Below are 24,614 nucleotides of genomic sequence, written 5' to 3' on the forward strand. Positions count from 1 at the left end.
TTTTTAATTCCCACACTCAATACTAATCTCATTAAACTTATCCAAGATATCATCAATCTCTATCGCCGCTTTTTCCTCCCCAGCCTTATCAATAATCGCATGCCCCTGGTGCATCATGATGAGGCGGTTGCCGTATTCTACGGCGTAGCGCAGATTGTGGGTGACCATGATGGTGGTGAGGGCTTTCTCCCGGACAATCTTGTCGGTCAGCTCCATGATAATCTCCGCTGTCTTCGGGTCTAAGGCGGCGGTGTGCTCATCCAGAATCAGAAACTCGATGGGAGTCATGGTGGACATTAAGAGGGCCATAGCCTGGCGCTGGCCGCCGGAGAGGACGCCTACCTTGACGTGAAGTTTGTCCTCCAGCCCCAGTCCCAGGGTTTTTAAACTCTCCCGGTAGTAGTCAATCCGCTGTTTGTTGGTCCCCAGCCGCAGATTAAAAGGTTTCCCCTTGTTGTCCGCCAGGGACATATTTTCCAGAATCGTCATGTTGGGACAGGTCCCCATGGCCGGGTTCTGGTATACCCTGCCGATGCGCCGCTGGCGCCGGTATTCCGGCATGTTGGTGATATTTTCCTCATTGATGAAAATACTTCCGTTATCCAGCGGAATACTCCCACAGATTAAATTCAGCATGGAGGTCTTACCGGAGCCGTTGCTTCCCACCACGGACACAAACTCCTGGTCCTCGATGGTCAGATTGAAATCATCAAACAGGCACATCTCATTGACCGTCCCTGCGTTGTAGTATTTATTGATGGAATTCAGTTTAAGCATGTGCCTTCACCTTCTTTCGTCTGTCATTGCTGAGCACCAGAATAATCAGGAACAGAACAGCCGTGACCAGTTTCAAATCATTGGCCTCCATGCCGCAGGAGATGGCAAAGGAGACGCAGGCTTTGTATACAATGGAGCCGATAATCACCGCCGTGGTGGATTTCACAAACCCAATCCTCTTAAACAGCTGGGTCCCGATAATCACATTGGCCAGGCCGATGACAATGGTTCCGGTCCCCACCGAGATTTCAAAAAATCCCTTCTGCTGGCAGTAAACCGCTCCTGCCAGGGCCGCAAAGCCGTTGGCAATGGCCAGCCCCACAATCTTTACCATACCCTTATCCTTGGCGAGAGAGGTGACCAGCACGTCATTGTCGCCCACCGCCCGCAGCAGATACCCCGAACGGGTCTTCAAATACAAATCAAGCAGGATCTTGCAGATAATTACAATCACCAGCAGGATCACCAGCACCGTATAAGGAGCCAGCGCCTCTGGCACCAGTTTCTCCAGAAAGGCATTTTCAAAAATCGTCTCCTGGGAGAACAGCGGCACATTGGCCCGCCCGCCTGCAATCCGCAGGTTGATGGAGTAGAGGGCCGTCATGACAATGATACCTGACAGCAAATCCCGCACCTTGAACTTCACATGAATCAGTCCGGTGACACAGCCCGCCAGCGCCCCGGCCGCGAAAGCCAGAATCAGGGTAAGCACCGGGTTCACCCCCGCGATGATAGCGGAAGCGGTGAGCGCCGCTCCCATGGGAAATGTCCCGTCCACCGACAGATCCGGGAAATCCAGGATTTTATAGGTGATGTAAACGCCCAGCGCCATAATGGCGTAGACCAGGCCCTCTTCTAAGATGCCGATAAGTATGGTTGTCATGATATTCCTCCAAAGGTTCTATGTTTCTGATTACTGTGTAATTTCTGTAAATATCTCTGCTGCGGTATCAGCCAGGTCCTCCGGAATGGTCAGCCCTAAGTTCTCCGCCACTTTTTCATTGCCGTAGAATGCCGCTTCCGCAATCACTTCGTAGTTCATCTCGCTGGCCTTCGCCTCGCCCTTCAACACTTTGGCAGCCATGGCGCCGGTCTGTTTGCCAAGCTGTACATAGTCAAGACCCATGGCAGCCAGACAGCCGATTTTCACCTGCTCAATCTCACTTCCGAAGACCGGAATGTTCTTCTTCGCTGCCTTATCCAGGATCACCGGAAGGGAAGCAACCACGGTGTTGTCAGTTAAGTTGGTGACACAGTCCACTTTTCCCAGCAGGCTGTCAGCCGCCAGCGGAACATCGGCCGTAGCGGAAATGCCGGTCTCCACAATCTCAAATCCGTATTCCGGAGCCGCTTCCTTATACTGGGCGATGGTGGAAATGGAGTTCACCTCGCTGGTGGTGTACATGATACCGATGGTTTTGGCGTCCGGAAGCATGGCGCGAATCATTTCCAGCTGCTGTTTCACCGGAAGGGTATCGCTGGTTCCTGTGATTTCGCCAACCGGAGTACCGTCCGCACCTGCCAGCTCGGCAGCAACCGGGTCGGTCACGGCGGTGTAGATCACCGGGATGTTGGCCTTCTTGGCAACGCCGTATGCGCTCTGCGCCATTGGAGTTGCGATGCCGCAGATTAAATCCACGTTCTTGGCGGCAAAGTTGGTATTGATCTGGCTGGCGGTACCTCCGTCGGCCTGTGCATTTTCATAAAGGATGGTTAAGTTCTGGCCTTCCACAATCCCTGCGTCCGCCAGTCCCTGGATGAAGCCCTCCCGGCAGTTGTCAAGGGAGCCGTGTGCGGCAAACTGGCCGATGCCAACAGTGTAGGATGCGCCGTCAGCAGCCGTATCGGCGGCGGTGGTGTCTGCGGCCGTATCGCCGGCTGTGGTGCCCTCTGCAGTAGTCTCAGCAGCAGGAGCCTGTGTCTCCGCCGGTTTCGATGAGCAGCCAGCCAGAACTGTAGCGGCCGCCATTGCAGTGATCATAAGAGCTTTCATAGATTTTTTCATAATTTCTTTCCTCCGTTTTTGAATTTTATTAATGAGTTTAATAAAATACCGTTTTGTGGATGATTGGGGAGCAGGATGTGAAGATAGAGTCTGCCTTGGCAGACTCCTGCGCCGGAGCGCGGTCGCCTTGGCGGCCATACTACATTGGCGCGGAGTGCGCATCCTCGCGGAGCGTTTTGATTCATAGATGGTTTTCTATGAATCAAAAAAGTCCCAAGCACAGTTCCCCATGCTTGAGACGAATTAAACAAAATCCGCGGTACCACTCAAATTGACCTAAGTCCACTTTTTCATATACTAACATATATGCCGCATGAATAACGGTTGCGGTTTCCGTCAGTCCCTACTTGATAATGCGTTCAAGACTGCCCTCAAAAGTCCATTCAGCTAATAACGTTATATCGCAATCCCACCACCTGCGACTCTCTGGAATATTGTCAAGAAGCTTACTCCTCTTTTTCAACGGTTTATTTTATTACTGTGTATCTTAATACTTTTTCATTCGTTTGTCAACTAAAAATATTGAATTAAAATAGATTCACAAATTTTGCCAGCGGCGCTATCACGTCCGACAGGTCCTTGATGGCCTTGTTCAGGGAGTCAAAATCGATGGCATTTACTTTTGAAAGCGCGTCCTCCACATCCTGCTGGCTGGAGGTGACCAGGCGGTTGACATTGTTGATCATCCCGTCGATATCCGTGTCCGCCAGCTCCGAGGTAATCACCTGGAGATTGCCCATCACCAGCTCTAAATTGTCAAAGGTGGCATTGGCTTTAGGCAGGAGAGTGACTGCCACATAGAGGACAATTCCAAGAATCACAATGCTGGCCGCCGCCGTAATCTGTGACATGATGTACTGTTTTCGCGCGTATTTTTCCTGTCCCGCGTTGGAGGACTCAATCTGCTTCATCAGAATGGTAAAATCCTCCTCCGACATGGTTTCCCGCAACTTCTGTGACTGTTTTTCCATACTCGACCGCTCCTTTTATTCTGGTTTGAATATCTGCTCCCAGTATACTATATCCAAACCGGTTGGGAAAGAGGAAAGTGTTAAGATATAATAAAGATTCCTATTATCACTTGACAACCGCTCCACAGTGTATTATAATGAACACTGTTCATATTGGAGGTGGTAACATGAATAAATCAGCGACTTCAAAAGAAGCCCTGCTGGAAATTGCCAGAGATATTTCCTACCGGGAAGGCATCTCAAAGGTGAGTATCCGCCGCCTGGCCTCGGAATCCGGGGTGGCGATTGGGACGGTGTACAACTACTATCCGTCGAAGGCGGATTTGGTGGCGGAGATTATGGAGGACTTCTGGAGAAATGTGTTCCATGGGAGTCATTTCGACACGGAGAGTGGGGATTTCCTGGGAAGTGTGGAGGAGATATATCGGAGATTTTCCGTGAACCTGGCGGTGTTTGAGCGGGAATTTCTGGAGGATCTGCCCGCCATGGAGAAGGCGGAGCGGGAGAAGAGCCGCGTGATTGAGCAGAAGTACATCCAGCATATGAAGGCCGGTGTATTGCGGATTTTGGAGAAAGACGGACGGGTTGACACGAAGGTGTGGACGGAAGAATTTACGCCGGAAATGCTGGTGGATTTCACATTTTCCAACATCGTGCTGGCGCTGAGCGAGGGCCGGGAGGACTGCCGGTATCTGCTGCGGGTGCTGGAGAGACTGTTGTATGGCGCAACGAGCGGCTGACGCTGCGGCCTACCCATTCATCTGGTATGGAAGAGGCGGCTGCATCGGAAACAGCCCGGTAGTGGATGCCAAGTATCGGCCCTGCATCTGGCTGGGGAGAGGCAGCTACATAGCGCGGAACGTTCAATGAAATATTAAAATATGGAGGATTAATCATGCAGGCAATTATGGAAACAATTTTTGATGTGGTATACCTGTGTACGGTCATCACCCTGGGCATCCGGATGGTGATGGGAGCAGGAGAGAAGAAGCAGGTGAAGTTATTTGGAATCATGGCGGTGACACTGGGATGCGGCGATGCCTTCCACCTGGTGCCGAGAGCCTATGCCCTGTGTACCGACGGGCTGGCCAACCACGCGGCGTCCCTGGGATTTGGTAAATTCGTGACGTCAGTGACCATGACCGTATTTTATGTGATTCTATATCACATCTGGCGGCAGAGGTATGAGGTGACGGACAGGAAAGAACTGACCACGGCGGTTTACGCCCTGGCCATCGTCAGAATCGCCCTCTGCTTCATGCCGGGCAATGACTGGCTGAGCGCCAATGCACCGCTGTCCTGGGGCATTTACCGGAATATTCCCTTTGCATTCCTGGGATTGTTGATGATCGTGCTGTTTTACCAGAAGGCGAAGGAGACGAAAGACGCGGCTTTCCGCTATATGTGGCTGGCCATCACCCTCAGCTTCGGTTTCTACATCCCGGTGGTGCTGTGGGCGGACGCCTACCCTCTGGTAGGCACGCTGATGATACCCAAGACCTGCGCCTATGTGTGGATGGTATGGATGGGATATCATGATTGGAAGAAGAACAGATAACAGGTAACCAGAAAGTCAGGAGGACAACAAGATGAAAGAAGCGAACAAAAACAGAATGAAACTGATTAACACCGCCTGGGTGTACGCCCTGCTTGCCATGGCGGGAGGCGTGTTCTACCGGGAATTTACAAAATTCAACGGGTTTGTGGGAAAGACGACCCTGAGCGTGGTACATACCCATTTATTTTTGCTGGGAATGATCTTTTTCCTGGTGGCAGCCCTGTTCCAGTTCCAGGTTGACGTGGCGGGACAGAAGCGCTTTCACCTGTTCTACCTTATTTACAACATTGGCGTGGCCATAACGGTGATTATGCTGATCTGGCGCGGTATCACCCAGGTGCAGGGCGCGGAGCTTTCAAGAGCGCTGGATGCCTCCATCTCCGGCATTGCCGGAATCGGCCATATCTGCACCGGCATTGGAATCATTCTCTATTTCACCATGCTGAAGGCGGCGGTGCGAAACCAGAAGTGAGGAAGCAGACCGGAGGAATCATGGCATGAGAATCAGGAAGACGGAAATGTCGGAACTTGAGATACTTTTGAAATTGTATGAAAATGCACGAAAGTTTATGGCAGAGCACGGCAATGAGGCCCAGTGGGGAAGTACCTACCCGGAACGGGAGCTTGTGGAGGCGGATATCAGAAGCGGCTGCAGCTACGTCTGCGTGGACGATGAGGATAGCGAGGGCAGTGAGGATAGCGAGAACAGTGACGTCAGCGAGAACAGCGCTGGCGGGGAAAATGGCGGCCGGATAGCAGCCACCTTCTTCTTCAGCACAGCGCCCGACCCCTGCTATCAGAGTATCGAGGGCGGCCAGTGGTTAAATGACGCTCCCTACGGTGTGGTGCACCGCATCACCTCAGACGGAAAGACCAGAGGCACCGCCTCCTTCTGCCTGACCTGGGCGCTTGCGCAGTGTGGGAATCTAAAAATCGACACCCACCGGGACAATCACGTGATGCAGAATATGCTTGCGAAAAATGGGTTTACCTACTGCGGCATTGTTCATATGGAAGACGGCACCGAGCGGATGGCCTATCAAAAGAGCATATAATATCATTGAACACCAAAAAACAGCGGCCCTGATCTCTCAAAGCCGCTGTTTTTCCATTGTCATTCCGGAATTATTCGGAAATGACTTCATCAATAATCGCCTGAATATCATCGAGACAGGCGCCGCATACTTCTCCGGCGCCGGTAGCTTCCTGTACCTCTTCCAGCGTTTTTGCACCGTTACGAACCGCATCGGTTATCATAGCCTTCGTAACGTCATTACAAGTACATACAATATCATCTGGTTCCATTAAAACACCTCCTGATAGGGATTTGAGTTTTGGTATAGACTAGTATGTATAGAAATGGCAAAATTATTCCGGAATGGAATTTTTATTATCAATACAGTTTGCCTAAATCAGTTTCTTCAAATCCTCATAAAATCCCGGATAGGAAATGTTGACGCAGTCCGCGCCCAGGATCTCGGTCTCCCCGTCGGCGCAGAGGCCGGCGATGGCGAAGGTCATGGCGATGCGGTGGTCCAGCCGGCTGTCGATGACGGCTCCGTGAAGCGGTTTGCCGCCGTGGATTACCATGCCGTCCGGCCGTTCCTCCACATCGGCGCCCATAGCTGTCAGACAGTTGACCATCACTTCCAGGCGGTTGGATTCTTTCACCTTCAACTCCGCCGCATCCCGGATGACGGTGTCGCCCTCAGCCAGACAGGCCATGGCGGCAATCATGGGCAGCTCGTCAATCAGGGTGGGAATGACGGCACCGCCGATTTCCGTTCCGTGGAGAGCGCCGTGGCGGACCAGCAAATCCGCGGTAGGCTCCACAGAGGCGGTGGATTGATTTAGGAAGGTGATATCGGCGCCCATGTCCTGGCAGACGCGGAGAATGCCGTCGCGGGTGGGATTGACGCCCACATTTTTTGATTAAAATCTCGGAGTCTGGCACCATCAGTCCGGCCGCGATAAAGTAGGCCGCGGAGGAGATATCCCCCGGAACCTCCACCACATTGCCGTGAAGTTCCGCGGCGGGCCTTATGACAGCGGTGGTGTCCTTCGTCTCCACGCTGGCGCCAAAATACCGCAGCATCAGCTCTGTGTGGTTGCGGGAAACATAGGGCTCCGTCACCGATGTCTCCCCGTCGGCGTACAGTCCCGCCAGCAGAATGGCGGATTTCACCTGGGCCGATGGGATGGCGGAGGTGTAGTGGATACCGCTCAACGGCCGTCCGTTAATCTTTAAAGGCGCGCAGCCGTTATTGTTGATGCTCTGAATATCGGCCCCCATCATGGCCAGCGGCTCCATAATCCGTTTCATAGGCCGCTTCTGGATGGATTCGTCGCCGGTCAGCACCACGTCAAAATTCTGGGGCGCCAAAATACCGGAGATAAGCCGGGTAGTAGTCCCGCTGTTGCCGCAGTCCAGAATTCCGTCCGGCTCTTTCAGGCCGTTCATACCGTTGCCGTGTACCAGTACCACGTCCCCCCGGTTCTCAATCTCCACCCCCATCTTCCGGAAACAGGCGATGGTGGAGAGACAGTCCGCTCCCTGAAGGTAATTATGTATTTCCGTTGTCCCCTTGGCGATGGAGCCGAACATCACGCTGCGGTGGGAGACCGATTTGTCCCCCGGTATCGTGACTTCGCCCCTGAGCCGGGATGCTCTTGTGAATTTCATAACAAACTCCTATCTGCCGACGGTTTACCGGCATATGTACTAAAATCAGGAACTCCTCACCATATCATAATGATATTTCTCCAACTGCTCCCAGGCCCGGTTCATGGACTCCTCGTCGTAGAAGCTGATGCCCAGCACCCCTTCGCCGTGTTCACGGTTGTGGTTGATGCCGATATTCTTGATACTGATTCCCTTGGAAGCCAGAATCACGGACAGCGTGGAGATAGACCCAGGTTCGTCCACCACATCCACCGTAAAGAAATAATCCGGTGAGACGGAGCCCTTGGCCCGCTCCGAGATGGAATTCCGGTAGTCCCTGGAGGTCTCAAACAGCTCATGAAACGCCGTCTTGTCTCCGCCCTTCACTTCCCCAAGAATCTGGTTCAGCGAAGCGATATACCGCTCCAGTATCACTGCCAGATTCTCCCGGTTAGTCATGCAGATCTGCTCCCACATCTCCGGGGAGGAGGAGGCAATTCTGGTGATATCTTTGAATCCGCCGGCCGCCAGCCGCTTCATCATCTCTTCCTCATTGTCTGAGTCCTTCACCAGATTCACCAGACTGGAGGCAATCACATGGGGCAGGTGGCTGACAGCCGCCGTGATAAAATCATGCTCCTTATAATCCAGCACCATCGGAATGGAGCCGATGGCCTTTGCAACGGCCACCAGCCGCTCCACTTGAGAATCCGTGGAAGCGGCGGTTGGTGTGATAATATAGTAAGCATTTTCCAGAAGATGGTCCGTGGAATTCTCGTATCCCGTCTTTTCCGAGCCGGCCATGGGATGGCCGCCCACAAAGCAGTCCTCCATTCCCAGCCGGACCACCTGCTCATGGATGTCCGTCTTCGTGCTGCCCACATCCGTCACCAGCGCCCCCGGCTTCAAAAATGGCCGGACCGCGCTTAAATACTGGGCATTGTACTCCACAGGCGTACACAGGAAAATGAGGCTGCATTCCCTAAGTTCCTCCCCAATTCCATCCAGAATCACATCCACAACCCCGTCCGCCTTCGCCTGCTCCAGCTTCGAGCGGGTTCTCATGTAAGCCATGATTCTGGTATCCGGGTAAGCCCGCTTCAGTCCCCTTGCAATGGAACCTCCAATCAGTCCAAACCCGATAAAACCAATGGTGGAATCCGTCATTCCTTAAAACTCCTTCCCGCCAGCTTGGCAAACGGCACCAGTTCCTTCGTCAACGCATCAAACTGCTCAAAGGTCAGCGACTGCGGCCCGTCGGACAGCGCGTGCTCCGGACACGGATGCACCTCAATCATCAGGCCGTCCGCCCCAACCGCCACGGCGCATTTGGCCAGCGGCTCCACGTAGGCCCGCACGCCGGTGGCATGGCTTGGGTCCACAATCACCGGAAGATGGCTCTTGGTCTTCAGTACTGGCACGGCGCTGATATCCAGCGTGTTTCTGGTGGCCGTCTCAAAGGTGCGGATGCCTCTCTCGCACAGCACAATGTTGGGATTTCCCTCGGAAATGATGTACTCCGCGGCATTTAACCACTCATCAATGGTAGCGGCCAGCCCGCGTTTTAACAGCACCGGAACCCCGGACTTGCCGGCCTCCTTTAGCAGCTCAAAGTTCTGCATATTCCGCGCCCCAATCTGAAGCATATCCACGTACTTGGCGGCGGCCTCGATGGCCCGCTGGCTGGTCACCTCACAGATGACATTCAGTCCGGTGGCCTCGCGGGCTTCCTTCATATATTTAAGTCCTTCCTCCTCCAGACCCTGGAAGGAGTAGGGAGATGTCCTCGGCTTGTAAGCGCCGCCCCGCAGGAAGGTGGCTCCCGCCCTCTTCACCGCAAATGCCGTCTCCATCAGCTGTTCCTTGCTCTCAATGGCGCAGGGGCCTGCCATGATGGTTAAGTTCCCCGGCCCGATATGGGTGTTGCCCACCGGAATCACGGAATCCTCCGGATGGAATTTCTTGTTGACCAGCTTGTAGGATTCGGTGACAGCCACCACCTTGTCCACGCCCTCGGATATCTCAATGTTGGAGCCGGCCAGCTTCGTCTTGTCGCCCACAACGCCTACAATGGTCACTTCATCGCCCTTCGACAGATGGACCTGAAGCCCTTTCGATTCAATGAGATTGGTTACTTTCTTGACCGCCTCTTCGGAAGCGTTTGGTTTCATAATAATAATCATTGTGTTGTCCCTCTTTATCTTAGATTCAGTTTCCTGCACTCCGGGTCATCATTTCCCGGGGCTTCTAATCAAACATTGTAAGCGAGAGGAGGCGGATTGTCAACACTTTGTTGCGTTAAACTTTGACACTTTAACGTGCGATAAACCGCCGTTATCTGGCAAAAACGGAGAAGAGCGAAAAAAGTTGAAAAATAATTGTGCAAAAGTGAGCAAATTGCTTGTAAATTTCTGAATTTTTTAGTAAAATATCATCATAGGCTAAAATATTGTACAGGAGGAATGTATATGAACGTGTATGGAACCAAACAAATCCGTAACGTGGTATTACTAGGCCATGGAGGCGCCGGTAAGACTACACTGGTAGAAGCGATGGCACTCATCACAGGGGTTACCAAGAGAATGGGAAGTGTCGTGGACGGAACTTCCATCAGTGACTTTGACAAAGAGGAAATCAAGAGACAGTTTTCCATTTCCACTTCTCTCGTTCCACTGGAATATGAGGGAGAGAACGGACCGATTAAGATTAACTTCCTGGACACTCCGGGATATTTCGATTTTGTAGGTGAAGTAGAAGAGGCAGTGAGCGTGGCGGACGCCGCCATTATCGTGGTGAACTGCAAGGCCGGTATCGAGGTGGGTACCGAGAAGGCGTGGGAGCTTTGTGAGAAGTTCAAACTGCCGAGACTGATTTTCGTGACCAACATGGATGACGACCATGCCAGCTACCGGGAACTGGTATTGAAGCTGGAGACCAGATTTGGCAGAAAGATAGCGCCGTTCCATCTGCCAATCCGTGAGAATGAGAAATTTGTGGGCTTTGTAAATGTGGTCAAGATGGCCGGCAGAAGATTTACAAACCTCAGCGATTATGAAGAATGTGAGATTCCGGAGTATTCCCAGAAGAACTTAGGGATTTGCAGGGAGGCTCTGATGGAGGCAGTGGCGGAGACCAACGAAGAGTTTATGGAGCGCTACTTCTCCGGCGAAGAGTTTACCTACGAGGAGGTTTCCTCCGCACTCAGGGAACATGTGATAGATGGAAGTATCGTTCCGGTTATGTTAGGCTCCGGTATCCATGCACAGGGCGCCAGAATGGTGCTTCAGGCCGTGGATAAATATTTCCCGTCGCCAGACCGCTACGAGTGTATCGGCGTTGACGTTTCCACGGGAGAGCGTTTCGTGGCCAAGTACAACGATGACGTGTCCCTGTCCATGAGAGTGTTCAAGACCATGGTGGACCCATTTATTGGAAAATACTCCCTGGTCAAGGTTTGTACCGGAACCTTAAAACCGGATACACTGAGCTACAATGTCAATAAGGACACCGAGGAGAAGATTGGCAAGATTTATACCCTCCGCGGCAAAGACCAGATAGAGTTAAAAGAACTGGCGGCAGGAGATATCGGCGCGGTTGCCAAGCTGACCGTGACCCAGACCGGCGATACCCTGGCGGTGCGGACGGCTCCCATTGTGTACCACAAACCGGAGATATCCATTCCGTATACATACATGCGCTATAAGACCAAGACAAAAGGCGACGACGACAAGGTGGCAAGTGCATTGTCGAAGCTGATGGAAGAGGATTTGACCCTGAAGGCTGTAGGCGATTCCGAGAACCGCCAGACCCTGCTTTACGGCATCGGCGACCAGCAGCTGGATGTGGTGGTGAGCAAGCTGCTTAACCGCTACAAAGTGGAGATTGAACTCAGCAAGCCGAAGTTTGCGTTCCGTGAGACCATCCGCAAGAAAGTGGAGGTTCAGGGCAAATATAAGAAGCAGTCCGGTGGACATGGCCAGTACGGCGATGTGAAGATGGAGTTTGAGCCATCCGGCGATTTGGAGAAACCTTATGTATTTGAGGAGAGAGTCTTCGGCGGCGCGGTTCCGAGAAACTACTTCCCGGCTGTGGAAAAAGGTGTACAGGAGTGCGTGCTGAAAGGCCCGCTGGCTGCCTACCCGGTTGTGGGTGTGAAGGCAACTTTAGTGGATGGCTCCTATCATCCGGTGGATTCCTCCGAGATGGCGTTTAAGATGGCGGCAACCATGGCCTTCAAGAAGGGCTTTATGGATGCCAACCCGGTTCTGTTAGAGCCGATTGCCTCCCTGAAGGTGACGGTGCCGGATAAGTTTACCGGCGATGTCATGGGCGATTTGAACCGGAGAAGAGGCCGTGTGCTGGGCATGAATTCCAACCACAACGGCAAACAGGTGATTGAGGCCGATATCCCAATGTCCGAGCTGTTCGGATACAACACGGATTTGCGCTCCATGACCGGCGGAATCGGTGTCTATGAGTACGAGTTCAACCGCTATGAGCAGGCTCCTGGAGATGTTCAGAAGAAAGAGGTGGAGGCGAGAGCGTCCAAGGTTGACCAGCTGGAAGTATAGGATTTCCCTGTGAATGCCATAAGTTTAGAGTGTATCGCGAAGCAGTGTTTCACTGCTTCGCGATTTCTTTCGGCTGTCTTGCAAAAAGTGATTGCAGCCAGGAGGGGGTATCATGGTAGAGAAGAAAGAGGATAGCAGAGAGACAAAACAAATAAAGATTTATCTGGCGCTTGTTTTGGGCTGTTGTTTTGGATTGTTTGTTATTTCGCTGTTTGGAGACAGGGGGAGTGATAATCCTGTCTTTCGGTTACTGCAAAAAGGATTTACGGCGTTACCGGTTCTGGCGGCAGTGATCACGCGGCGGCTGACCAGGGATAAGACTCCATGGAGAATCTCACTGAAGGTTTGGAGACGGCCCAAATTGTGGGCGTTTTGCGCATTTGCGCCGGGGATTTTGATTGTACTTGGAGCAGTGTTATATTTTCTTGTGTTTCCAGGGGAATATAGCGGCAGTTTTTATTATGGCGGCCTGATTGAACTGGCAGGGGTGGAATCAACGGCCGGTCAGCCAATCGGCAATCCGCTTCTGTTTTCGGTGGTAACAGTGTTGATTGCAGCCGCATTTATCCCAATTCAGCTGCTGGAGCTGGGGGAGGAGATTGGGTGGCGGGAATATCTTCTGCCAAAACAGATACACAGATATGGCGTTCACAGGGCCGTGCTGCTCAACGGCACGCTCTGGGGCATTGCACATCTGCCGTTAATCTACTACGGTTTTAATTACAGCCCGGAGAATCCAGGCGCGCCCTTCAGTAATATGGTCATGATGATGGTGGTCTGTGTGGTTTTGGGCGTTATTCTCTCCTATGTGATGGTGATAAGTGGAAATGTCATGTATCCGGCTATCATTCACGGTGTGGTGAATATTATCGGAGAGGTGCCGGTATACCTGTCCGTCTCACAAAAAAGCGGATTGCTGGGGCCCAACCCCACCGGTCTGCTTGGGATGGCGGGATTGCTTGTACTGGCAGTCGTTTTGTCTGCCCGTCTTGGAAGAATAGGTCGACAGGGCGAGGTCACCCTGCCGCCTGCTTCCTAAATCACGAAAGGGAATTGATGATGGCATCGGGGGACAGCAGTGTCACGTGGCGGTGCTCCATAGCGATGAGTCCGCTGTCCTTCATTTTCTTCAGCTCCCTGGTCATGGCGCTGCGGTCCACGGACAGGTAGTCGGCCAAATCCACCATGGTGAAGGGGATGGTCAGCTGGTTGGAGCCGGCTTTCTCCGCCAAGTGAAAGAAGTAGCAGACCAGCTTCTCCCGGATGGAGCGCTTGGACAGCACCTCCACCCGCTCCCCTAAAAGGATGGCCTTCTCCGAGAGAATCTGGAGCATATTCTGAATCAGCTGCTGGTGGCAGGGGCAGACTTTGGAACAGGGGCTCAAAATGTGGTCGTAGTCGAAGAACAGCACGCTGCAGTCCTTGTCGCAGATGACGGACATGCTCTCATACTGGGTATTTTGAAAGGAAAATACTTCCCCGAAAATGTCCTGGGGCCCCAGACGTTCCAGAATGGTCCGGGAGCCGTTTAACTCGTAACGCACGGTGGAAGCCAGGCCGGAAGCCAGAATTCCCACATGTTTCTTTCCGCTGCCAAAGGAGACAATCGTGTCGCCGGAATGAAAGGTCATTTCCCTGGCGGACAGGCAGACGCGCATGGATTCAAATTCTTCCTTCGATATTTTAAAAAACAGTTTTTCCTGATAGTATTCCATAGAAGACTCCTTTTCTCATGTGAATATCAATGATTTGACAGTTCTTTGTACTTATAAAAATACCACAAAGCTGTTGCAAATGCAACATACAAAAGATGGTCCGAAGGGTATATTATAAGCGAATATGAAAAAAATAGTAACAGTACTGAGCGTGACAGAAAAAATAAGAATCTCAAAGAGGAGGCAGTTCAGATGAAAGCGGTAAAAGTAAAGGAAGGGATATACTGGGTGGGAGCCATCGACTGGTCGGTGCGGAATTTTCACGGCTACACCACCAACCGGGGGGCGACTTACGGGGCATATCTGATTATAGATGAGAAGATTACACTGATTGACACGGCGAAGTCCACATTTTCCAGGGAACTGCTGGAGCGGATTTCCAGCGTGGTGGACCCTTCAAAGATTGACTACATCATCGCCAACCATGTGGAGATGGACCACTCCGGCGGAATTCCGGCGATGAAAGAGGCATGTCCTGATGCGGTGATTATCACCAGCGGACCCAGCGGTGTGAAGGGGCTGACGGCCCATTACGGGGAATATCCTTACCAGGCGGTGAAGGGCGGCGACACCCTCTCCATCGGGAAACGGACTCTGACCTTCATCCAGACGCCCATGCTGCACTGGCCGGACAATATGGTGACCTACTGCCCGGAGGAGAAGATTCTGTTTTCCAACGACGCCTTCGGCCAGCATTTTGCAAGCAGTGAGCGGTTTGACGACGAGGTGGACTTGGGCGTGGTGATGTATGAGGCGAAGAAATATTTTGCCAATATCGTCATGTGCTACGGAAAGCAGGCGCAGACGGCCTGGAAGATTGTCAGCGATTTGGAGCCGGAGATCATTGCCCCGGCCCACGGCGTGATCTGGCGCAGCCATGTGAAGGAGATTCTGGACGCCTACAAGAAGTGGAGCGACAACAGCCCGGAGAGCGGGGCCATCGTGGTGTTTGACAGCATGTGGCACTCCACGGAACTGATGGCGGTGGCCATCACGGAGGCATTTACCAGCCAGGGGATTCCGGTGAAGCTGTTTGATTTGAAGGCCAACCACAATTCCGATATCGTGCCAGAGGTGCTGACTTCCAAATATGTGGTGGTGGGTTCGCCTACCCTCAATAACCAGATGCTTCCCACCGTGGCTTCGTTTCTGTGCTACTTAAAAGGTCTGTCCCCGAAGAACCGGAAGGCCTTCGCCTTTGGCTCCTACGGCTGGGGCGGACAGAGCATCAAGCTGGTGGAGGAAGAGTTAAAAGCCTGTGGATTTGAGATTTGCATGGATATGGAGCGGCAGGCCTATGTGCCAACCAATGAGCAGCTGCGGGCGCTGGAAGAGCGGGTGGAGCAGATGATAAGAGAAAATGAAGCATAACAGGAACATTGACAGGTACGGCCGGCGGTAATTTCTGCCGGCTGTTGTTTTAGACGGAAATATATGTTATCTTATAGATACTATGGTTTGAAAATGATAGAAACAGCGATAGGATATAAGTACGAAAGACAGGAGATGGCGGGAATATGGAATATGAGCAGGACAACAGAATGGAATATGGACAGGGCGGCAGCGTGGAAGAGCAGAAGGCGGATGTTGTGCCGGAGATTGACAGCGGCCGGGAAGGGCGGAAGACGTTTGGCAGAATTGGCTTTGCCTTTGCCATCTTTATGGGTGTGACAATCGCGGCCCAGGCCGGTTTTTCGGCCTTGTTTTATCTGGGAGCGATACCGCCCCAGTTTGCCACGGCCAATACCTCCGTGCTGATATCCATGGCCGCCATGTATCTTGTCGCCTTTCCCGTGTTCTGGTGGCTGATGAAGCAGATTCCCGTGGTGGAGCACGCAGAGCGCCAAAAATGGAGTTTTGGGTCCCTGGCGGTGACATTTCTCATCTGCATGGCCGCTATCTATATCGGAAATATCATCGGCCAGCTGTTGATGTTCCTGGTAAGCCTCATCACCGGGGAGCCGATGGTCAACAACCTGCAGGACCTGATTCTGAATATGGATATTCCGGTCCTCTTTCTCTTCACGGTGATTGTGGCGCCGGTGATGGAAGAGATGATGTACCGCAAGCTGCTGATTGACCGAATCCGCCAGTACGGCGAGGGACTGGCCGTGGTGATTTCCGGCATCCTGTTCGGCCTGGCCCACGGAAACTTTTATCAGTTTTTCTACGCCTTTGCGCTGGGAGCGATATTCGCCTATATTTACATCCGCTCCGGAAACATCCGGTACACCATGATATTCCACATGATTATCAATTTCCTGGGAGGCATTTTCCCCACGCTGTTACTCCGCCTGATGAAGACCCAGCTCATCATCGGCTCCATGCTGACGGTCACCTTCGGCCTGTTCGTCATCGGATTCCTGGTCGTGGGCACCACACTGTTCATCATGAACCGCAAAAACATCGTCCTGTACCCAGGCAGCAGAAACATTCCAAAAGGGAAACGCTTCCGCTCCTCCGTGGTGAATGTGGGCATGATACTGTATGGAATCATCTGCCTGGTGATGTTTGCGATGGGGTAAAATGGCAAGCGGATTTGATAGGATAATATTGACATTTCTTAAAAAACAAGGTAAGGTTGTAAGTGAACAATCTTATCTTGTTTTATTTTTTATTCTTAGAGTTATCTGTTTTTCAAAAGACGGGATCGTCGGTAATTTCCTGAAGGAACATGGAGAGTCAAGGGGGTGGTAATTTTTTAGACATAATTGCAACTGAAAAATAGTTGCAAAGTAATCGAAACTATTGTATACTAAAGAAAGGAAGAAGGAAATGAGCAAAAAAGAAAAATTAATGGAACGTTTTATGGATTTTTCCACCCTGATTACCTACGACGAGCTGAGGAAGGTCCTGGAACTGTTTGGGTACGAGGAGGATAACGGAGGGCACAGCAGTGGCTCGGCAGTCCGGTTTATCAACAGGAGAACCGGCAGAGAGATTGGAATGCACCGGCCTCATCCGTGGAATGAGATAAAACGGTACGTGAAGAAAGCAGTGAGGGAACATTTGGAAACGGAGGGATATCTATGAAAAATATGTTGAAGTACCGCGGGTATTATGGCACTGTGGAGTATTCGGACGAGGATGAATGCTTTTTTGGGAAAGTGTTTGGAATCAATGATTTGATTTTGTTTGAGGGCGACAGCGTGAAGGCGCTGAAGGCGGATTTCCATGAGGCGGTGGACAGCTATCTGGAGTCCTGCGAGGAGAGAGGGAAGGAGCCGGATAAGTTTTACAAAGGCAGTTTCAATATCCGCATCGCCCCCGAACTTCACAAAAAAGCGGCGCTGGCGGCGGAGCAGAGGCATCAGACGTTGAACTCTTTTGTGGAGAGCGCCATCTGCACGATGGTGTCCACCATTTTATAAAAATGCCGGAAGTGCCGGGAAAACCAGATAAAAATTTGATTCAGGTGGTTGACACTCCATTTTAAGTATGTTACATTTACAGATAGTGTAAATACTGTGAAGAGGAATAGTACATGTCTGGACACATGCAGAAAGCTGCCGGGGGATGCGAGGCAGTTGTGGAAGGGGATGGAACTCGCCTTGGAGTAGCCAGCTGAAGGGAACGGGCCGATGGCCGGAGGTTCCTGCGTAGGTGGAGCCGGGACTTGACCGTTACTTGAGAAGGAAGGATGACAGACCAGAAGATGGGATGCGCCGTCCGCAATGAGTGCATGCGAGAGCATGAAGTAGAGTGGTACCACGTAAGGATGATAAGCCCTTGCGTCTCTATCGGAATCCCAAGGGAGGATAGAGATGCGAGGGCTCTTTTGAATTCCGCGGGGAGACAGGAACATGGAGATTCTCGAAAGCCCGGGAAATGCCGGCGCTTACCAGGAATTTCCGATACTGTCAGAGAAACCAGACGGACGACAGATGTCCGCAATCACAGGAGGAAGAAACAATGTCAGTACCTTATAATCACAGCGCCATTGAGAAAAAATGGCGGGAGAACTGGGAGAAGAACCCGATTAATGTCAACGACGGGAAGAAACCGAAATACTACTGTCTGGATATGTTCCCATATCCGTCCGGCAGCGGCCTTCACGTGGGCCACTGGAGAGGCTACGTCATCTCCGACGTGTGGAGCCGTTACCAGATTTTAAAGGGTCATTATGTGATTCACCCTATGGGATGGGACGCCTTCGGCCTGCCGGCTGAGAACTACGCCATCAAGATGGGCGTCCATCCGGCCAAATCCACGGCTGAGAACGTAGCCAACATCAAGCGTCAGATTGGCGAGATTGCCTCCATCTACGACTGGGATATGGAAGTCAACACCACCGACCCGGAATTCTACAAATGGACCCAGTGGATCTTTGTAAAAATGTTCAAGGAGGGCTTAGCATACGAGAAGGAGTTCCCCATCAACTGGTGCCCGTCCTGTAAGACCGGTCTTGCCAACGAGGAAGTGGTAAACGGCTGCTGCGAGCGCTGCGGAACCACCGTGACCAAGAAGAACTTGAGACAGTGGATGTTAAAAATCACCGCCTACGCCGAGCGTCTGTTAAATGATTTGGACAAGCTGGACTGGCCGGAGAAGGTTAAGAAGATGCAGTCCGACTGGATTGGCAAATCCTACGGCGCTGAGGTTGATTTTAAAGTGGACGGAAGAGACGAGAAAATCACTGTCTACACCACAAGACCGGACACCCTCTACGGGGCCACCTTCATGGTGCTGGCTCCGGAGCATGAACTGGCGAAGAGCCTGGCGACAGAGGAGACAAAAGAAGCAGTGGAGAAATACATTTTCGACGCTTCCATGCGCTCCAACGTAGACCGTCTTCAGGACAAGGAGAAGACCGGTGTCTTCACCGGAAGCTACGCCATCAACCCGTTAAACGGGGCGAAGGTGCCGATCTGGCTTTCCGACTATGTACTGGCGGACTACGGAACCGGCGCCATCATGTGCGTTCCGGCCCATGACGACCGCGACTTTGAATTTGCAAAGAAATTTAATATCCCGATTATCCAGGTTATTGCCAAGGACGGCGTGGAAATCGAAAATATGACCGAAGCCTACACCGAGGCGTCCGGAACCATGATTAACTCCGGCGAGTGGAACGGCATGGAATCCGCCGTGCTGAAGAAAGAAGCTCCCATGATGATTGAGGAGCGGGGCCTGGGCAAAAAGACAGTCAACTACAAGTTGCGTGACTGGGTATTTTCCAGACAGCGCTACTGGGGCGAGCCGATTCCGATTATCCACTGCCCGCACTGCGGCAACGTGCCGGTGCCGGAGGACCAGCTGCCGTTAACGCTGCCGGAGGTGGAGAGCTACCAGCCAACCGGAACGGGAGAGTCACCGCTGGCGGGAATCGACTGGTGGGTCAACACCACCTGCCCGGTATGCGGCGCACCGGCGAAGCGTGAGACCAACACCATGCCACAGTGGGCCGGTTCCTCCTGGTATTTCCTGCGCTACGTGGACAGCCACAACAGCGAGGAACTGGTTTCCAGGGAGAAAGCGGACAAATACCTGCCGGTTGACATGTATATCGGCGGCGTGGAGCATGCGGTGCTTCACCTGTTATATTCCAGGTTCTACACCAAGTTCCTCCACGATATCGGCGTGATTGACTTCGACGAGCCGTTCAAGAAGCTGTTTAACCAGGGCATGATTAACGGCAAGAACGGTATCAAGATGAGCAAGTCCAAGGGAAATGTGGTCTCCCCGGATGATTTGGTCCGCGATTACGGCTGTGATTCCCTGAGAATGTATGAGCTGTTTGTGGGACCGCCGGAGCTGGATGCGGAGTGGGATGACAGAGGAATCGAGGGCGTCAGCCGTTTCCTGAACCGTTTCTGGAACCTGGTGATGGACAGCAAAGATAAGGACGTCAAAGAGACAAAAGAGATGGTGAAACTCCGCCACAAACTGGTGTTTGATATCGAACAGCGTTTCACCCAGTTTAACTTAAACACCGTGATTTCCGGTTTCATGGAGTACAACAACAAGCTGATTGATTTAGCCAAGAAGACCGGCGGCATTGACAAGGAGACCTTGAAGACCTTCGTGATTCTGCTGGCTCCGTTTGCCCCACATATCGGAGAAGAGTTATGGCAGCAGCTGGGCGGCACCGACACCGTCTTCCATGCTACCTGGCCGGAGTGCGACGAGGAAGCCATGAAGGATGACGAGATTGAGGTGGCCGTGCAGGTAAACGGCAAGACGAGAGCCGTGATCAACGTGCCGGCTGACATCTCCAAGGAGGACGCCATCGCGGCAGGCAGAGAAGCCGTGGCGGACAAGATGAGCGGAACCGTGGTGAAAGAAATCTACGTGCCGGGCAGAATTGTGAATATCGTATGTAAATAAATGAGAAGAGGAGCCATTCATTCGAGCAGAGAGTGAATGGCTCTTCTTTTAAATGAAATATTTGAAAAAAGAACAATAAATGAATTGACTTCATAAAAATAAAGATTATATCAATTTTAATACATACAAAAGTGAAGAAGAAGTGAAGAAAAAGTAAAGAAAAAGTAAAGTGGCATTGAAAATCGTCACTCAAAATGGTATAATATGAGTTAAATCGTCGTAATTCTACATATGAGAAGTGGGGATTGTTCATGAGAGAAAAAGATGAACAACCTCCCGCAATCAAGAAGAACATATGTTCTGAAAAACAGGCTGCTGTTAAGCGGCACAAAATAAAACGCCGCAATAAAAAGCGGCTGGAACTTTTTTTTGCGTTATTGTTATGTTTCATTGTATTCTGGTTTTTGGGGGAATTTACATTTTTCCGGTTTATGATAAAGATATGGCTGGGAGAATGGGGGATTCTTGTGGCGGGAATTATCATTCCGGGTCTGATTGGGCTGTTGGTCAATGAAGAGATGAAAAAGGACAGGCCGGCGGACAGAGATTTTATTACAGATGTGAAGTGCTTTCTTAACGCTGTCATGTTATCAGTCAAGCATAAAACAGCGGTTAAGCTGCTGGCGGCCATCCTTACTTTGATATATGCTCCTGCCGTTTTGGCTCAGAATTATGTGGCGGGCAGTATCTGCGTGTTTTTTGAGGAGGGAGTAGACTTCCATGAGGGCATAGAGGCTTGTAAAATCTATCGGGATTCCAAAAAACAGCAGGAGGGACTGCGAAGTCAGCCACAGGACACGAAGCCGGAAGCGCATGGAAAACAGGAGGATGAGCATGAGACCGGGACGGTGTCTGCCAACGATGCTTTGGGGAGTGAAGAGAATCGTGATCCGTTCAAGCAGAATGATGCGCCGGAAAATATTGAGTGGTTTGCCGGTCACCCAGAGAGTGAACAGAAGGAAGCCAGGAAAATCATAGTTTCCAAGGCGGAGCAGAACGTGGAGCTGGTTTTATCGAAAATGGATTACGATGTGATCTTTTTTCAGACCGGCGAGTATGCGATTAAAAACTGGAATGATGAGGAGGAGATTTATCAGGCTGTGAATCATCTGGTAGAGGATAAAATCGAATGCTGCCTGGAAAATAAGTTTGACGATGAGGAACATGGCGCTCCGCCTCAGATGAGGACCGAAGTAGATGATATGAGCAGACTGGATGCAAAACTCACAGAACTGAAGGATAAAAAGCACGTGATGGAAGTGCGGGATTACTGTTATCAGAATTACCCCAAATACAGTCTGGCTAAATTGCTGGCTGAAGATAACAATGGCTGTGCGCTTGCTTATTGGTGCCAGGATGGCAGGGAGGAGACAGTACGTTATTATTATGGGCAGGCTGTCATATGGCTGCTGGAATCCTTGAAATTTGAGATGGTTTCCAACAACTCAAAGAAAAATGTGCTGCTCTCTGTCAGTCAGCGTTATGCGGATATTGCTTACACAACATCCGGTGAAACGGTTGAAAAATTTTACGCGCTTAAACTGGAGGCCGCGTTTTTAAGGGTTTCAAACAATTATTGACGGGGAAAGGGGGAAACGGAGAGATGAAGAAGGACGTGGATGTGGATTTACTCAGCAGAATACTCAAAAAATATGAATCCGAGCCGAAGGTGACGTTCGATGAACTGGAATTGGATGAGGGACAGAAGTCTTATGTAACCGGATATCTGGCCTGCATGGAGGAGAGAGAGGACACCGGCTCTTTAGAAGAAACGGTGAGGGAACAGATTAATCAGGTACGCTCTAAGTACTGTGAGCCTATTCTGGATATTCTGGAGACGGAGGGGGATTTATATCATGGAGACCTGGCTGACAAACTGGAATTGTCACCCAGCGGCCTCAATGCTATTATCAAGAAAATGCAGGAGGCAGAGCTTCCGCTGATACAGACCAGCCAGATTGGCAAGTATAAGATATATTCTTTATCGGAGGAGACAAAGGAGTACTTGCGTCAAAAACGGATGAAGGGGGATCAGAGACTGGACAGGAAGTCTCTCAATGAAGAAAAAAGAACATCATTGTTTTTGCCGCTGCAGCGGTTTGTAGAATCCGCGGGAACAGGATGGAAAGATATGCTTGGGGAGCTGCTTCAGGGAGACCATGCTGAGTGCACGGAGCAGACACTGAATCATTTCTATGAATTTACAGGACAGATGGCGGAACTTTCAAGGCATAAGTCCATGGACGTGGAACGGATACAGAAATTTTTGGGCAATGATGTGTTGAACTATCTTCTGGAGGATTTTTTAAAAGAAGAAATTCAATGCCAGGATTATCTGACGGCTATGGAGGAATCCGAAAACGGCAGGAGAAACAGAGAACTTCTAAAATATCTCGTTCTGAAGGAAGAGGAAAAATAAACAATGATGAATCATCAGAATGTCAGATTAAGACGCAGTCTGTGGCTTTTAAAAACCACGGGCTGCGCTTTTTTAAGATATGGCGGGTGCTGTTAAAGATTTATTTTTTTGAAGCGATTCTTTTAGACAGCATTTTCAGGGTATCCAGTTTTCCTCTGTCGGCCGGATTCATGTAGCCGCTCAATATGGACACCAGCAGGTCCGTCTCCTGGTCGTTGAAGGAGATACCGCTCTGGTTGGCCAGCATGGTGATGGATAGAAACTTGGGCAGCAGCTGGTTCTTCGGCGTCTTCTCAATCTGCTCCGTCAAATCCGACAGAAACTGAATCTTGTCGGGATGCATGGCTTTCACCCGCGGATCATTTTTCCAGGTATCATTCATACGTGATTTCCTCCATATTCTGCGCCGGAGTGTCCCGGGCGCGGTGATAATTGGTGTGTGTCAGGTGGGGCAGGCCCTTATGTAAATTGCTGCATGGCCTGCATCATCATCTGTACCATCTCAATCCGGGACTGCTGTTCCGGGGAGAGAAAGCCTTTTATCTGGTCTAACATAGGGCGGGAGCCGGCAGCGCCGGACGCGGTAAAACTGCTGTTATGCTGGGGCGGTGGGTCCGGAATTTCCGACGAGGGAATCTCCGAGTCCGGTATCTCCCCCTCCGGCATTACCGGCGGTGTCTGGCCCTGTCCCTGCTGTCCAAAGAGCTGGGCCGCCGAGAAGAGAGCGTCCCTGCCGCCAAATCCTCCAAAATTCTGGAACATATTGGCCATGGATGTCCGCCCTCCCTGGAGAAATCCGCTGACCAGCTCGATGATTTCCTGCTCCGCGGCGGAGGCGTAGGGCTTGATGGCCTTCAGCATTTCCACAGGAGACTTCTTATCCTGGTGCTCCAGGGAGCAAATCCCCATGGTGGCCACCTCCTCATCGCGAAAAAGGGAGATGGTTCTCTGCAGCTCACTCATTTTCACAAACACGGAGAGCATCCTCTGCTCCGGGACTTCCATATAAGGCAGGGCCGCTTTCATCATCTGAAGGTGATGATTGCCGGTCAGATAATCTAGGTCTGTTAATTTTAAATCCTGTTCCTCATTCATAGTTGTTAACCTTTGGCTTTTCTTGTTCCCAATATATGCGCCATTCAAAAGAATCATGCCTGATGCATATCATAATATAACAGTTCAGACGGCGGGGATAGCGATAGAAAAATTCGTATCAAGCTTGCTTGTAAGCGGATTTTTTTATCGCTATCCTCATCGGATGGACATCCGATGCTTCTTGACCAGCTTTTTCGGTCAAGAAGATACGCCGTCTGAACTGTTACATTATATTAGAGACAGGAGGTTTTTAAAATGTACAGTCGTTTGATTATAGATGGAAATGCAGTGTATGAGATAGATGAGGAATGTATGCGCAAAAAAGGTAGACGGGAGCCCCAGAAGGAGGAACCCATGAAGAAGAACCGGCTCCAGCCGGAGAAAAAGCCTTATCAGAGATAACGTAAAAACCGTCCGCCCGGGAATCCGACACCCGGGCGGACGGTTTTTATCTTGCGCCCTTGCTCAACCGCAGCTTTAATGCCTTCACCACATCCAGAAGATAGAGCTGCTC

Annotated in this window: 26 protein-coding genes, 1 pseudogene and 2 other annotated features; of the genes and pseudogenes, 16 read left to right on the top strand and 11 right to left on the bottom strand. The window is 51.2% G+C overall.

All coding sequences use genetic code 11. The features are described 5' to 3' along the window. Window positions 1–3: 3 nt before the first annotated feature. From HMPREF9473_RS08530 to HMPREF9473_RS08545, 4 genes are all read right to left on the bottom strand, one after another. Window positions 4–777 carry an ABC transporter ATP-binding protein gene (locus HMPREF9473_RS08530; protein WP_006779680.1) on the bottom strand — a complete coding sequence of 258 codons (774 nt, stop codon included), beginning with the start codon at window positions 775–777 and terminating at the stop codon, window positions 4–6. Beyond that, complete coding sequence (locus HMPREF9473_RS08535; protein ID WP_006779681.1) at window positions 770–1,660, bottom strand: ABC transporter permease; 891 nt, start codon at window positions 1,658–1,660, stop codon at window positions 770–772. Before HMPREF9473_RS08535 ends, HMPREF9473_RS08530 begins: the two co-directional genes overlap by 8 nt. Before the next feature lie 30 nt (window positions 1,661–1,690). Continuing rightward, entirely contained in the window at window positions 1,691–2,782 is a 1,092-nt protein-coding gene (locus tag HMPREF9473_RS08540; RefSeq protein ID WP_006779682.1) for an ABC transporter substrate-binding protein, read from the bottom strand. Window positions 2,783–3,013: 231 nt separating this feature from the next. Next, window positions 3,014–3,254, bottom strand: a binding site (T-box leader). A gap of 55 nt (window positions 3,255–3,309) precedes the next feature. After that, window positions 3,310–3,753 (bottom strand): hypothetical protein, encoded by a 444-nt coding sequence (locus HMPREF9473_RS08545; RefSeq protein ID WP_006779683.1) that lies wholly within the window; start codon window positions 3,751–3,753, stop codon window positions 3,310–3,312. A 167-nt stretch (window positions 3,754–3,920) separates the two neighbouring features. On the opposite strand from HMPREF9473_RS08545, the gene HMPREF9473_RS08550 reads away from it, so the two are divergent. Genes HMPREF9473_RS08550 through HMPREF9473_RS08565 form a run of 5 tightly spaced genes read left to right on the top strand, consistent with a single transcriptional unit; the run spans window position 3,921 to window position 6,366 of the window. After that, window positions 3,921–4,493: a TetR/AcrR family transcriptional regulator gene (locus tag HMPREF9473_RS08550; RefSeq protein ID WP_006779684.1), complete on the top strand. Its 573-nt coding sequence runs from the start codon at window positions 3,921–3,923 to the stop codon at window positions 4,491–4,493. Then, window positions 4,474–4,623, top strand: a complete 150-nt coding sequence (locus tag HMPREF9473_RS27305) for a hypothetical protein (protein WP_157140209.1) — start codon at window positions 4,474–4,476, stop codon at window positions 4,621–4,623. Before HMPREF9473_RS08550 ends, HMPREF9473_RS27305 begins: the two co-directional genes overlap by 20 nt. A 25-nt stretch (window positions 4,624–4,648) precedes the next feature. Continuing rightward, entirely contained in the window at window positions 4,649–5,311 is a 663-nt protein-coding gene (locus HMPREF9473_RS08555) for a hypothetical protein (protein ID WP_006779685.1), read from the top strand. A 31-nt stretch (window positions 5,312–5,342) separates the two neighbouring features. Next, complete coding sequence (locus HMPREF9473_RS08560) at window positions 5,343–5,783, top strand: DUF2871 domain-containing protein (protein WP_006779686.1); 441 nt, start codon at window positions 5,343–5,345, stop codon at window positions 5,781–5,783. Window positions 5,784–5,808: 25 nt separating this feature from the next. Further along, window positions 5,809–6,366, top strand: coding sequence for a hypothetical protein (locus HMPREF9473_RS08565; protein WP_006779687.1), 558 nt, complete (start codon window positions 5,809–5,811; stop codon window positions 6,364–6,366). A gap of 70 nt (window positions 6,367–6,436) precedes the next feature. Here HMPREF9473_RS08565 and HMPREF9473_RS08570 read toward each other — a convergent pair whose 3' ends face one another. The 4 genes and pseudogenes from HMPREF9473_RS08570 to aroF all read right to left on the bottom strand — a co-directional run bounded on the left by HMPREF9473_RS08570 (window position 6,437) and on the right by aroF (window position 10,156). Next, complete coding sequence (locus HMPREF9473_RS08570) at window positions 6,437–6,616, bottom strand: (2Fe-2S)-binding protein (RefSeq protein ID WP_006779688.1); 180 nt, start codon at window positions 6,614–6,616, stop codon at window positions 6,437–6,439. Between the two features lie 102 nt (window positions 6,617–6,718). Next, window positions 6,719–7,994, bottom strand: a pseudogene (gene aroA, locus HMPREF9473_RS08580) (3-phosphoshikimate 1-carboxyvinyltransferase). Window positions 7,995–8,039: 45 nt separating this feature from the next. Beyond that, window positions 8,040–9,140: a prephenate dehydrogenase gene (locus tag HMPREF9473_RS08585; protein WP_006779691.1), complete on the bottom strand. Its 1,101-nt coding sequence runs from the start codon at window positions 9,138–9,140 to the stop codon at window positions 8,040–8,042. Further along, window positions 9,137–10,156, bottom strand: coding sequence for a 3-deoxy-7-phosphoheptulonate synthase (aroF, locus tag HMPREF9473_RS08590; RefSeq protein ID WP_006779692.1), 1,020 nt, complete (start codon window positions 10,154–10,156; stop codon window positions 9,137–9,139). Before aroF ends, HMPREF9473_RS08585 begins: the two co-directional genes overlap by 4 nt. Before the next feature lie 285 nt (window positions 10,157–10,441). Here aroF and HMPREF9473_RS08595 point away from each other — a divergent pair, with 285 nt between their 5' ends. Together HMPREF9473_RS08595 and HMPREF9473_RS08600 are read left to right on the top strand one after the other, a co-directional pair. After that, window positions 10,442–12,544, top strand: a complete 2,103-nt coding sequence (locus HMPREF9473_RS08595; RefSeq protein WP_006779693.1) for an elongation factor G — start codon at window positions 10,442–10,444, stop codon at window positions 12,542–12,544. Between the two features lie 112 nt (window positions 12,545–12,656). Continuing rightward, window positions 12,657–13,583, top strand: a complete 927-nt coding sequence (locus HMPREF9473_RS08600; protein ID WP_006779694.1) for a CPBP family intramembrane glutamic endopeptidase — start codon at window positions 12,657–12,659, stop codon at window positions 13,581–13,583. Window position 13,584: 1 nt separating this feature from the next. Here the strand turns inward: HMPREF9473_RS08600 and HMPREF9473_RS08605 are convergent, their stop codons facing one another. Further along, window positions 13,585–14,259 carry a Crp/Fnr family transcriptional regulator gene (locus HMPREF9473_RS08605; protein WP_006779695.1) on the bottom strand — a complete coding sequence of 225 codons (675 nt, stop codon included), beginning with the start codon at window positions 14,257–14,259 and terminating at the stop codon, window positions 13,585–13,587. A gap of 192 nt (window positions 14,260–14,451) precedes the next feature. On the opposite strand from HMPREF9473_RS08605, the gene HMPREF9473_RS08610 reads away from it, so the two are divergent. The 8 genes from HMPREF9473_RS08610 to HMPREF9473_RS08640 all read left to right on the top strand — a co-directional run bounded on the left by HMPREF9473_RS08610 (window position 14,452) and on the right by HMPREF9473_RS08640 (window position 23,005). Then, window positions 14,452–15,630, top strand: a complete 1,179-nt coding sequence (locus HMPREF9473_RS08610) for an FprA family A-type flavoprotein (protein WP_006779696.1) — start codon at window positions 14,452–14,454, stop codon at window positions 15,628–15,630. Between the two features lie 146 nt (window positions 15,631–15,776). After that, a complete protein-coding gene (locus tag HMPREF9473_RS08615) occupies window positions 15,777–16,784 on the top strand; it encodes a CPBP family intramembrane glutamic endopeptidase (RefSeq protein ID WP_006779697.1) in 1,008 nt (335 codons plus the stop codon). Between the two features lie 271 nt (window positions 16,785–17,055). Further along, a complete protein-coding gene (locus tag HMPREF9473_RS08620; RefSeq protein ID WP_207636788.1) occupies window positions 17,056–17,292 on the top strand; it encodes a type II toxin-antitoxin system HicA family toxin in 237 nt (78 codons plus the stop codon). Further along, entirely contained in the window at window positions 17,289–17,630 is a 342-nt protein-coding gene (locus tag HMPREF9473_RS08625) for a type II toxin-antitoxin system HicB family antitoxin (RefSeq protein WP_006779699.1), read from the top strand. Before HMPREF9473_RS08620 ends, HMPREF9473_RS08625 begins: the two co-directional genes overlap by 4 nt. An 87-nt stretch (window positions 17,631–17,717) precedes the next feature. Then, window positions 17,718–18,001: a binding site (T-box leader), on the top strand. A gap of 61 nt (window positions 18,002–18,062) precedes the next feature. After that, window positions 18,063–18,188, top strand: a complete 126-nt coding sequence (locus tag HMPREF9473_RS28380) for a hypothetical protein (protein ID WP_278245522.1) — start codon at window positions 18,063–18,065, stop codon at window positions 18,186–18,188. After that, entirely contained in the window at window positions 18,172–20,586 is a 2,415-nt protein-coding gene (gene leuS / locus HMPREF9473_RS08630; RefSeq protein WP_006779700.1) for a leucine--tRNA ligase, read from the top strand. The genes HMPREF9473_RS28380 and leuS overlap by 17 nt, the downstream gene beginning before the upstream one ends. A gap of 431 nt (window positions 20,587–21,017) precedes the next feature. Beyond that, a complete protein-coding gene (locus tag HMPREF9473_RS08635) occupies window positions 21,018–22,166 on the top strand; it encodes a hypothetical protein (protein ID WP_138670019.1) in 1,149 nt (382 codons plus the stop codon). 23 nt (window positions 22,167–22,189) lie between these two features. Further along, window positions 22,190–23,005, top strand: a complete 816-nt coding sequence (locus HMPREF9473_RS08640; RefSeq protein ID WP_006779702.1) for a winged helix-turn-helix domain-containing protein — start codon at window positions 22,190–22,192, stop codon at window positions 23,003–23,005. A gap of 100 nt (window positions 23,006–23,105) precedes the next feature. On the opposite strand, the gene HMPREF9473_RS08645 is transcribed toward HMPREF9473_RS08640, so the two are convergent. After that, the gene (locus HMPREF9473_RS08645; protein WP_006779703.1) at window positions 23,106–23,387 is read right to left on the bottom strand and encodes a hypothetical protein; all 282 of its coding nucleotides are present in this window, start codon (window positions 23,385–23,387) and stop codon (window positions 23,106–23,108) included. 77 nt (window positions 23,388–23,464) lie between these two features. Continuing rightward, a complete protein-coding gene (locus tag HMPREF9473_RS08650) occupies window positions 23,465–24,100 on the bottom strand; it encodes a hypothetical protein (protein WP_006779704.1) in 636 nt (211 codons plus the stop codon). A gap of 255 nt (window positions 24,101–24,355) precedes the next feature. Between HMPREF9473_RS08650 and HMPREF9473_RS27635 the strand changes: the two genes are divergently transcribed. Beyond that, the gene (locus HMPREF9473_RS27635) at window positions 24,356–24,502 is read left to right on the top strand and encodes a hypothetical protein (protein WP_006779705.1); all 147 of its coding nucleotides are present in this window, start codon (window positions 24,356–24,358) and stop codon (window positions 24,500–24,502) included. The last annotated feature ends 112 nt before the right edge of the window (window positions 24,503–24,614 follow it).

Source organism: Hungatella hathewayi WAL-18680 (assembly GCF_000235505.1).
Lineage (GTDB): Bacteria > Bacillota > Clostridia > Lachnospirales > Lachnospiraceae > Hungatella_A > Hungatella_A hathewayi_A.

What these genes read in the sequence shown, in the direction of transcription:
- HMPREF9473_RS08530 (WP_006779680.1), bottom strand. Translation starts at nt 777, where the DNA reads ATGCTTAAACTGAATTCCATCAATAAATACTACAACGCAGGGACGGTC.
- HMPREF9473_RS08535 (WP_006779681.1), bottom strand. Translation starts at nt 1,660, where the DNA reads ATGACAACCATACTTATCGGCATCTTAGAAGAGGGCCTGGTCTACGCC.
- HMPREF9473_RS08540 (WP_006779682.1), bottom strand. Translation starts at nt 2,782, where the DNA reads ATGAAAAAATCTATGAAAGCTCTTATGATCACTGCAATGGCGGCCGCT.
- HMPREF9473_RS08545 (WP_006779683.1), bottom strand. Translation starts at nt 3,753, where the DNA reads ATGGAAAAACAGTCACAGAAGTTGCGGGAAACCATGTCGGAGGAGGAT.
- HMPREF9473_RS08550 (WP_006779684.1), top strand. Translation starts at nt 3,921, where the DNA reads ATGAATAAATCAGCGACTTCAAAAGAAGCCCTGCTGGAAATTGCCAGA.
- HMPREF9473_RS27305 (WP_157140209.1), top strand. Translation starts at nt 4,474, where the DNA reads ATGGCGCAACGAGCGGCTGACGCTGCGGCCTACCCATTCATCTGGTAT.
- HMPREF9473_RS08555 (WP_006779685.1), top strand. Translation starts at nt 4,649, where the DNA reads ATGCAGGCAATTATGGAAACAATTTTTGATGTGGTATACCTGTGTACG.
- HMPREF9473_RS08560 (WP_006779686.1), top strand. Translation starts at nt 5,343, where the DNA reads ATGAAAGAAGCGAACAAAAACAGAATGAAACTGATTAACACCGCCTGG.
- HMPREF9473_RS08565 (WP_006779687.1), top strand. Translation starts at nt 5,809, where the DNA reads ATGAGAATCAGGAAGACGGAAATGTCGGAACTTGAGATACTTTTGAAA.
- HMPREF9473_RS08570 (WP_006779688.1), bottom strand. Translation starts at nt 6,616, where the DNA reads ATGGAACCAGATGATATTGTATGTACTTGTAATGACGTTACGAAGGCT.
- HMPREF9473_RS08585 (WP_006779691.1), bottom strand. Translation starts at nt 9,140, where the DNA reads ATGACGGATTCCACCATTGGTTTTATCGGGTTTGGACTGATTGGAGGT.
- aroF (WP_006779692.1), bottom strand. Translation starts at nt 10,156, where the DNA reads ATGATTATTATTATGAAACCAAACGCTTCCGAAGAGGCGGTCAAGAAA.
- HMPREF9473_RS08595 (WP_006779693.1), top strand. Translation starts at nt 10,442, where the DNA reads ATGAACGTGTATGGAACCAAACAAATCCGTAACGTGGTATTACTAGGC.
- HMPREF9473_RS08600 (WP_006779694.1), top strand. Translation starts at nt 12,657, where the DNA reads ATGGTAGAGAAGAAAGAGGATAGCAGAGAGACAAAACAAATAAAGATT.
- HMPREF9473_RS08605 (WP_006779695.1), bottom strand. Translation starts at nt 14,259, where the DNA reads ATGGAATACTATCAGGAAAAACTGTTTTTTAAAATATCGAAGGAAGAA.
- HMPREF9473_RS08610 (WP_006779696.1), top strand. Translation starts at nt 14,452, where the DNA reads ATGAAAGCGGTAAAAGTAAAGGAAGGGATATACTGGGTGGGAGCCATC.
- HMPREF9473_RS08615 (WP_006779697.1), top strand. Translation starts at nt 15,777, where the DNA reads ATGGAATATGAGCAGGACAACAGAATGGAATATGGACAGGGCGGCAGC.
- HMPREF9473_RS08620 (WP_207636788.1), top strand. Translation starts at nt 17,056, where the DNA reads ATGGAACGTTTTATGGATTTTTCCACCCTGATTACCTACGACGAGCTG.
- HMPREF9473_RS08625 (WP_006779699.1), top strand. Translation starts at nt 17,289, where the DNA reads ATGAAAAATATGTTGAAGTACCGCGGGTATTATGGCACTGTGGAGTAT.
- HMPREF9473_RS28380 (WP_278245522.1), top strand. Translation starts at nt 18,063, where the DNA reads ATGGAGATTCTCGAAAGCCCGGGAAATGCCGGCGCTTACCAGGAATTT.
- leuS (WP_006779700.1), top strand. Translation starts at nt 18,172, where the DNA reads ATGTCAGTACCTTATAATCACAGCGCCATTGAGAAAAAATGGCGGGAG.
- HMPREF9473_RS08635 (WP_138670019.1), top strand. Translation starts at nt 21,018, where the DNA reads ATGATAAAGATATGGCTGGGAGAATGGGGGATTCTTGTGGCGGGAATT.
- HMPREF9473_RS08640 (WP_006779702.1), top strand. Translation starts at nt 22,190, where the DNA reads ATGAAGAAGGACGTGGATGTGGATTTACTCAGCAGAATACTCAAAAAA.
- HMPREF9473_RS08645 (WP_006779703.1), bottom strand. Translation starts at nt 23,387, where the DNA reads ATGAATGATACCTGGAAAAATGATCCGCGGGTGAAAGCCATGCATCCC.
- HMPREF9473_RS08650 (WP_006779704.1), bottom strand. Translation starts at nt 24,100, where the DNA reads ATGAATGAGGAACAGGATTTAAAATTAACAGACCTAGATTATCTGACC.
- HMPREF9473_RS27635 (WP_006779705.1), top strand. Translation starts at nt 24,356, where the DNA reads ATGTACAGTCGTTTGATTATAGATGGAAATGCAGTGTATGAGATAGAT.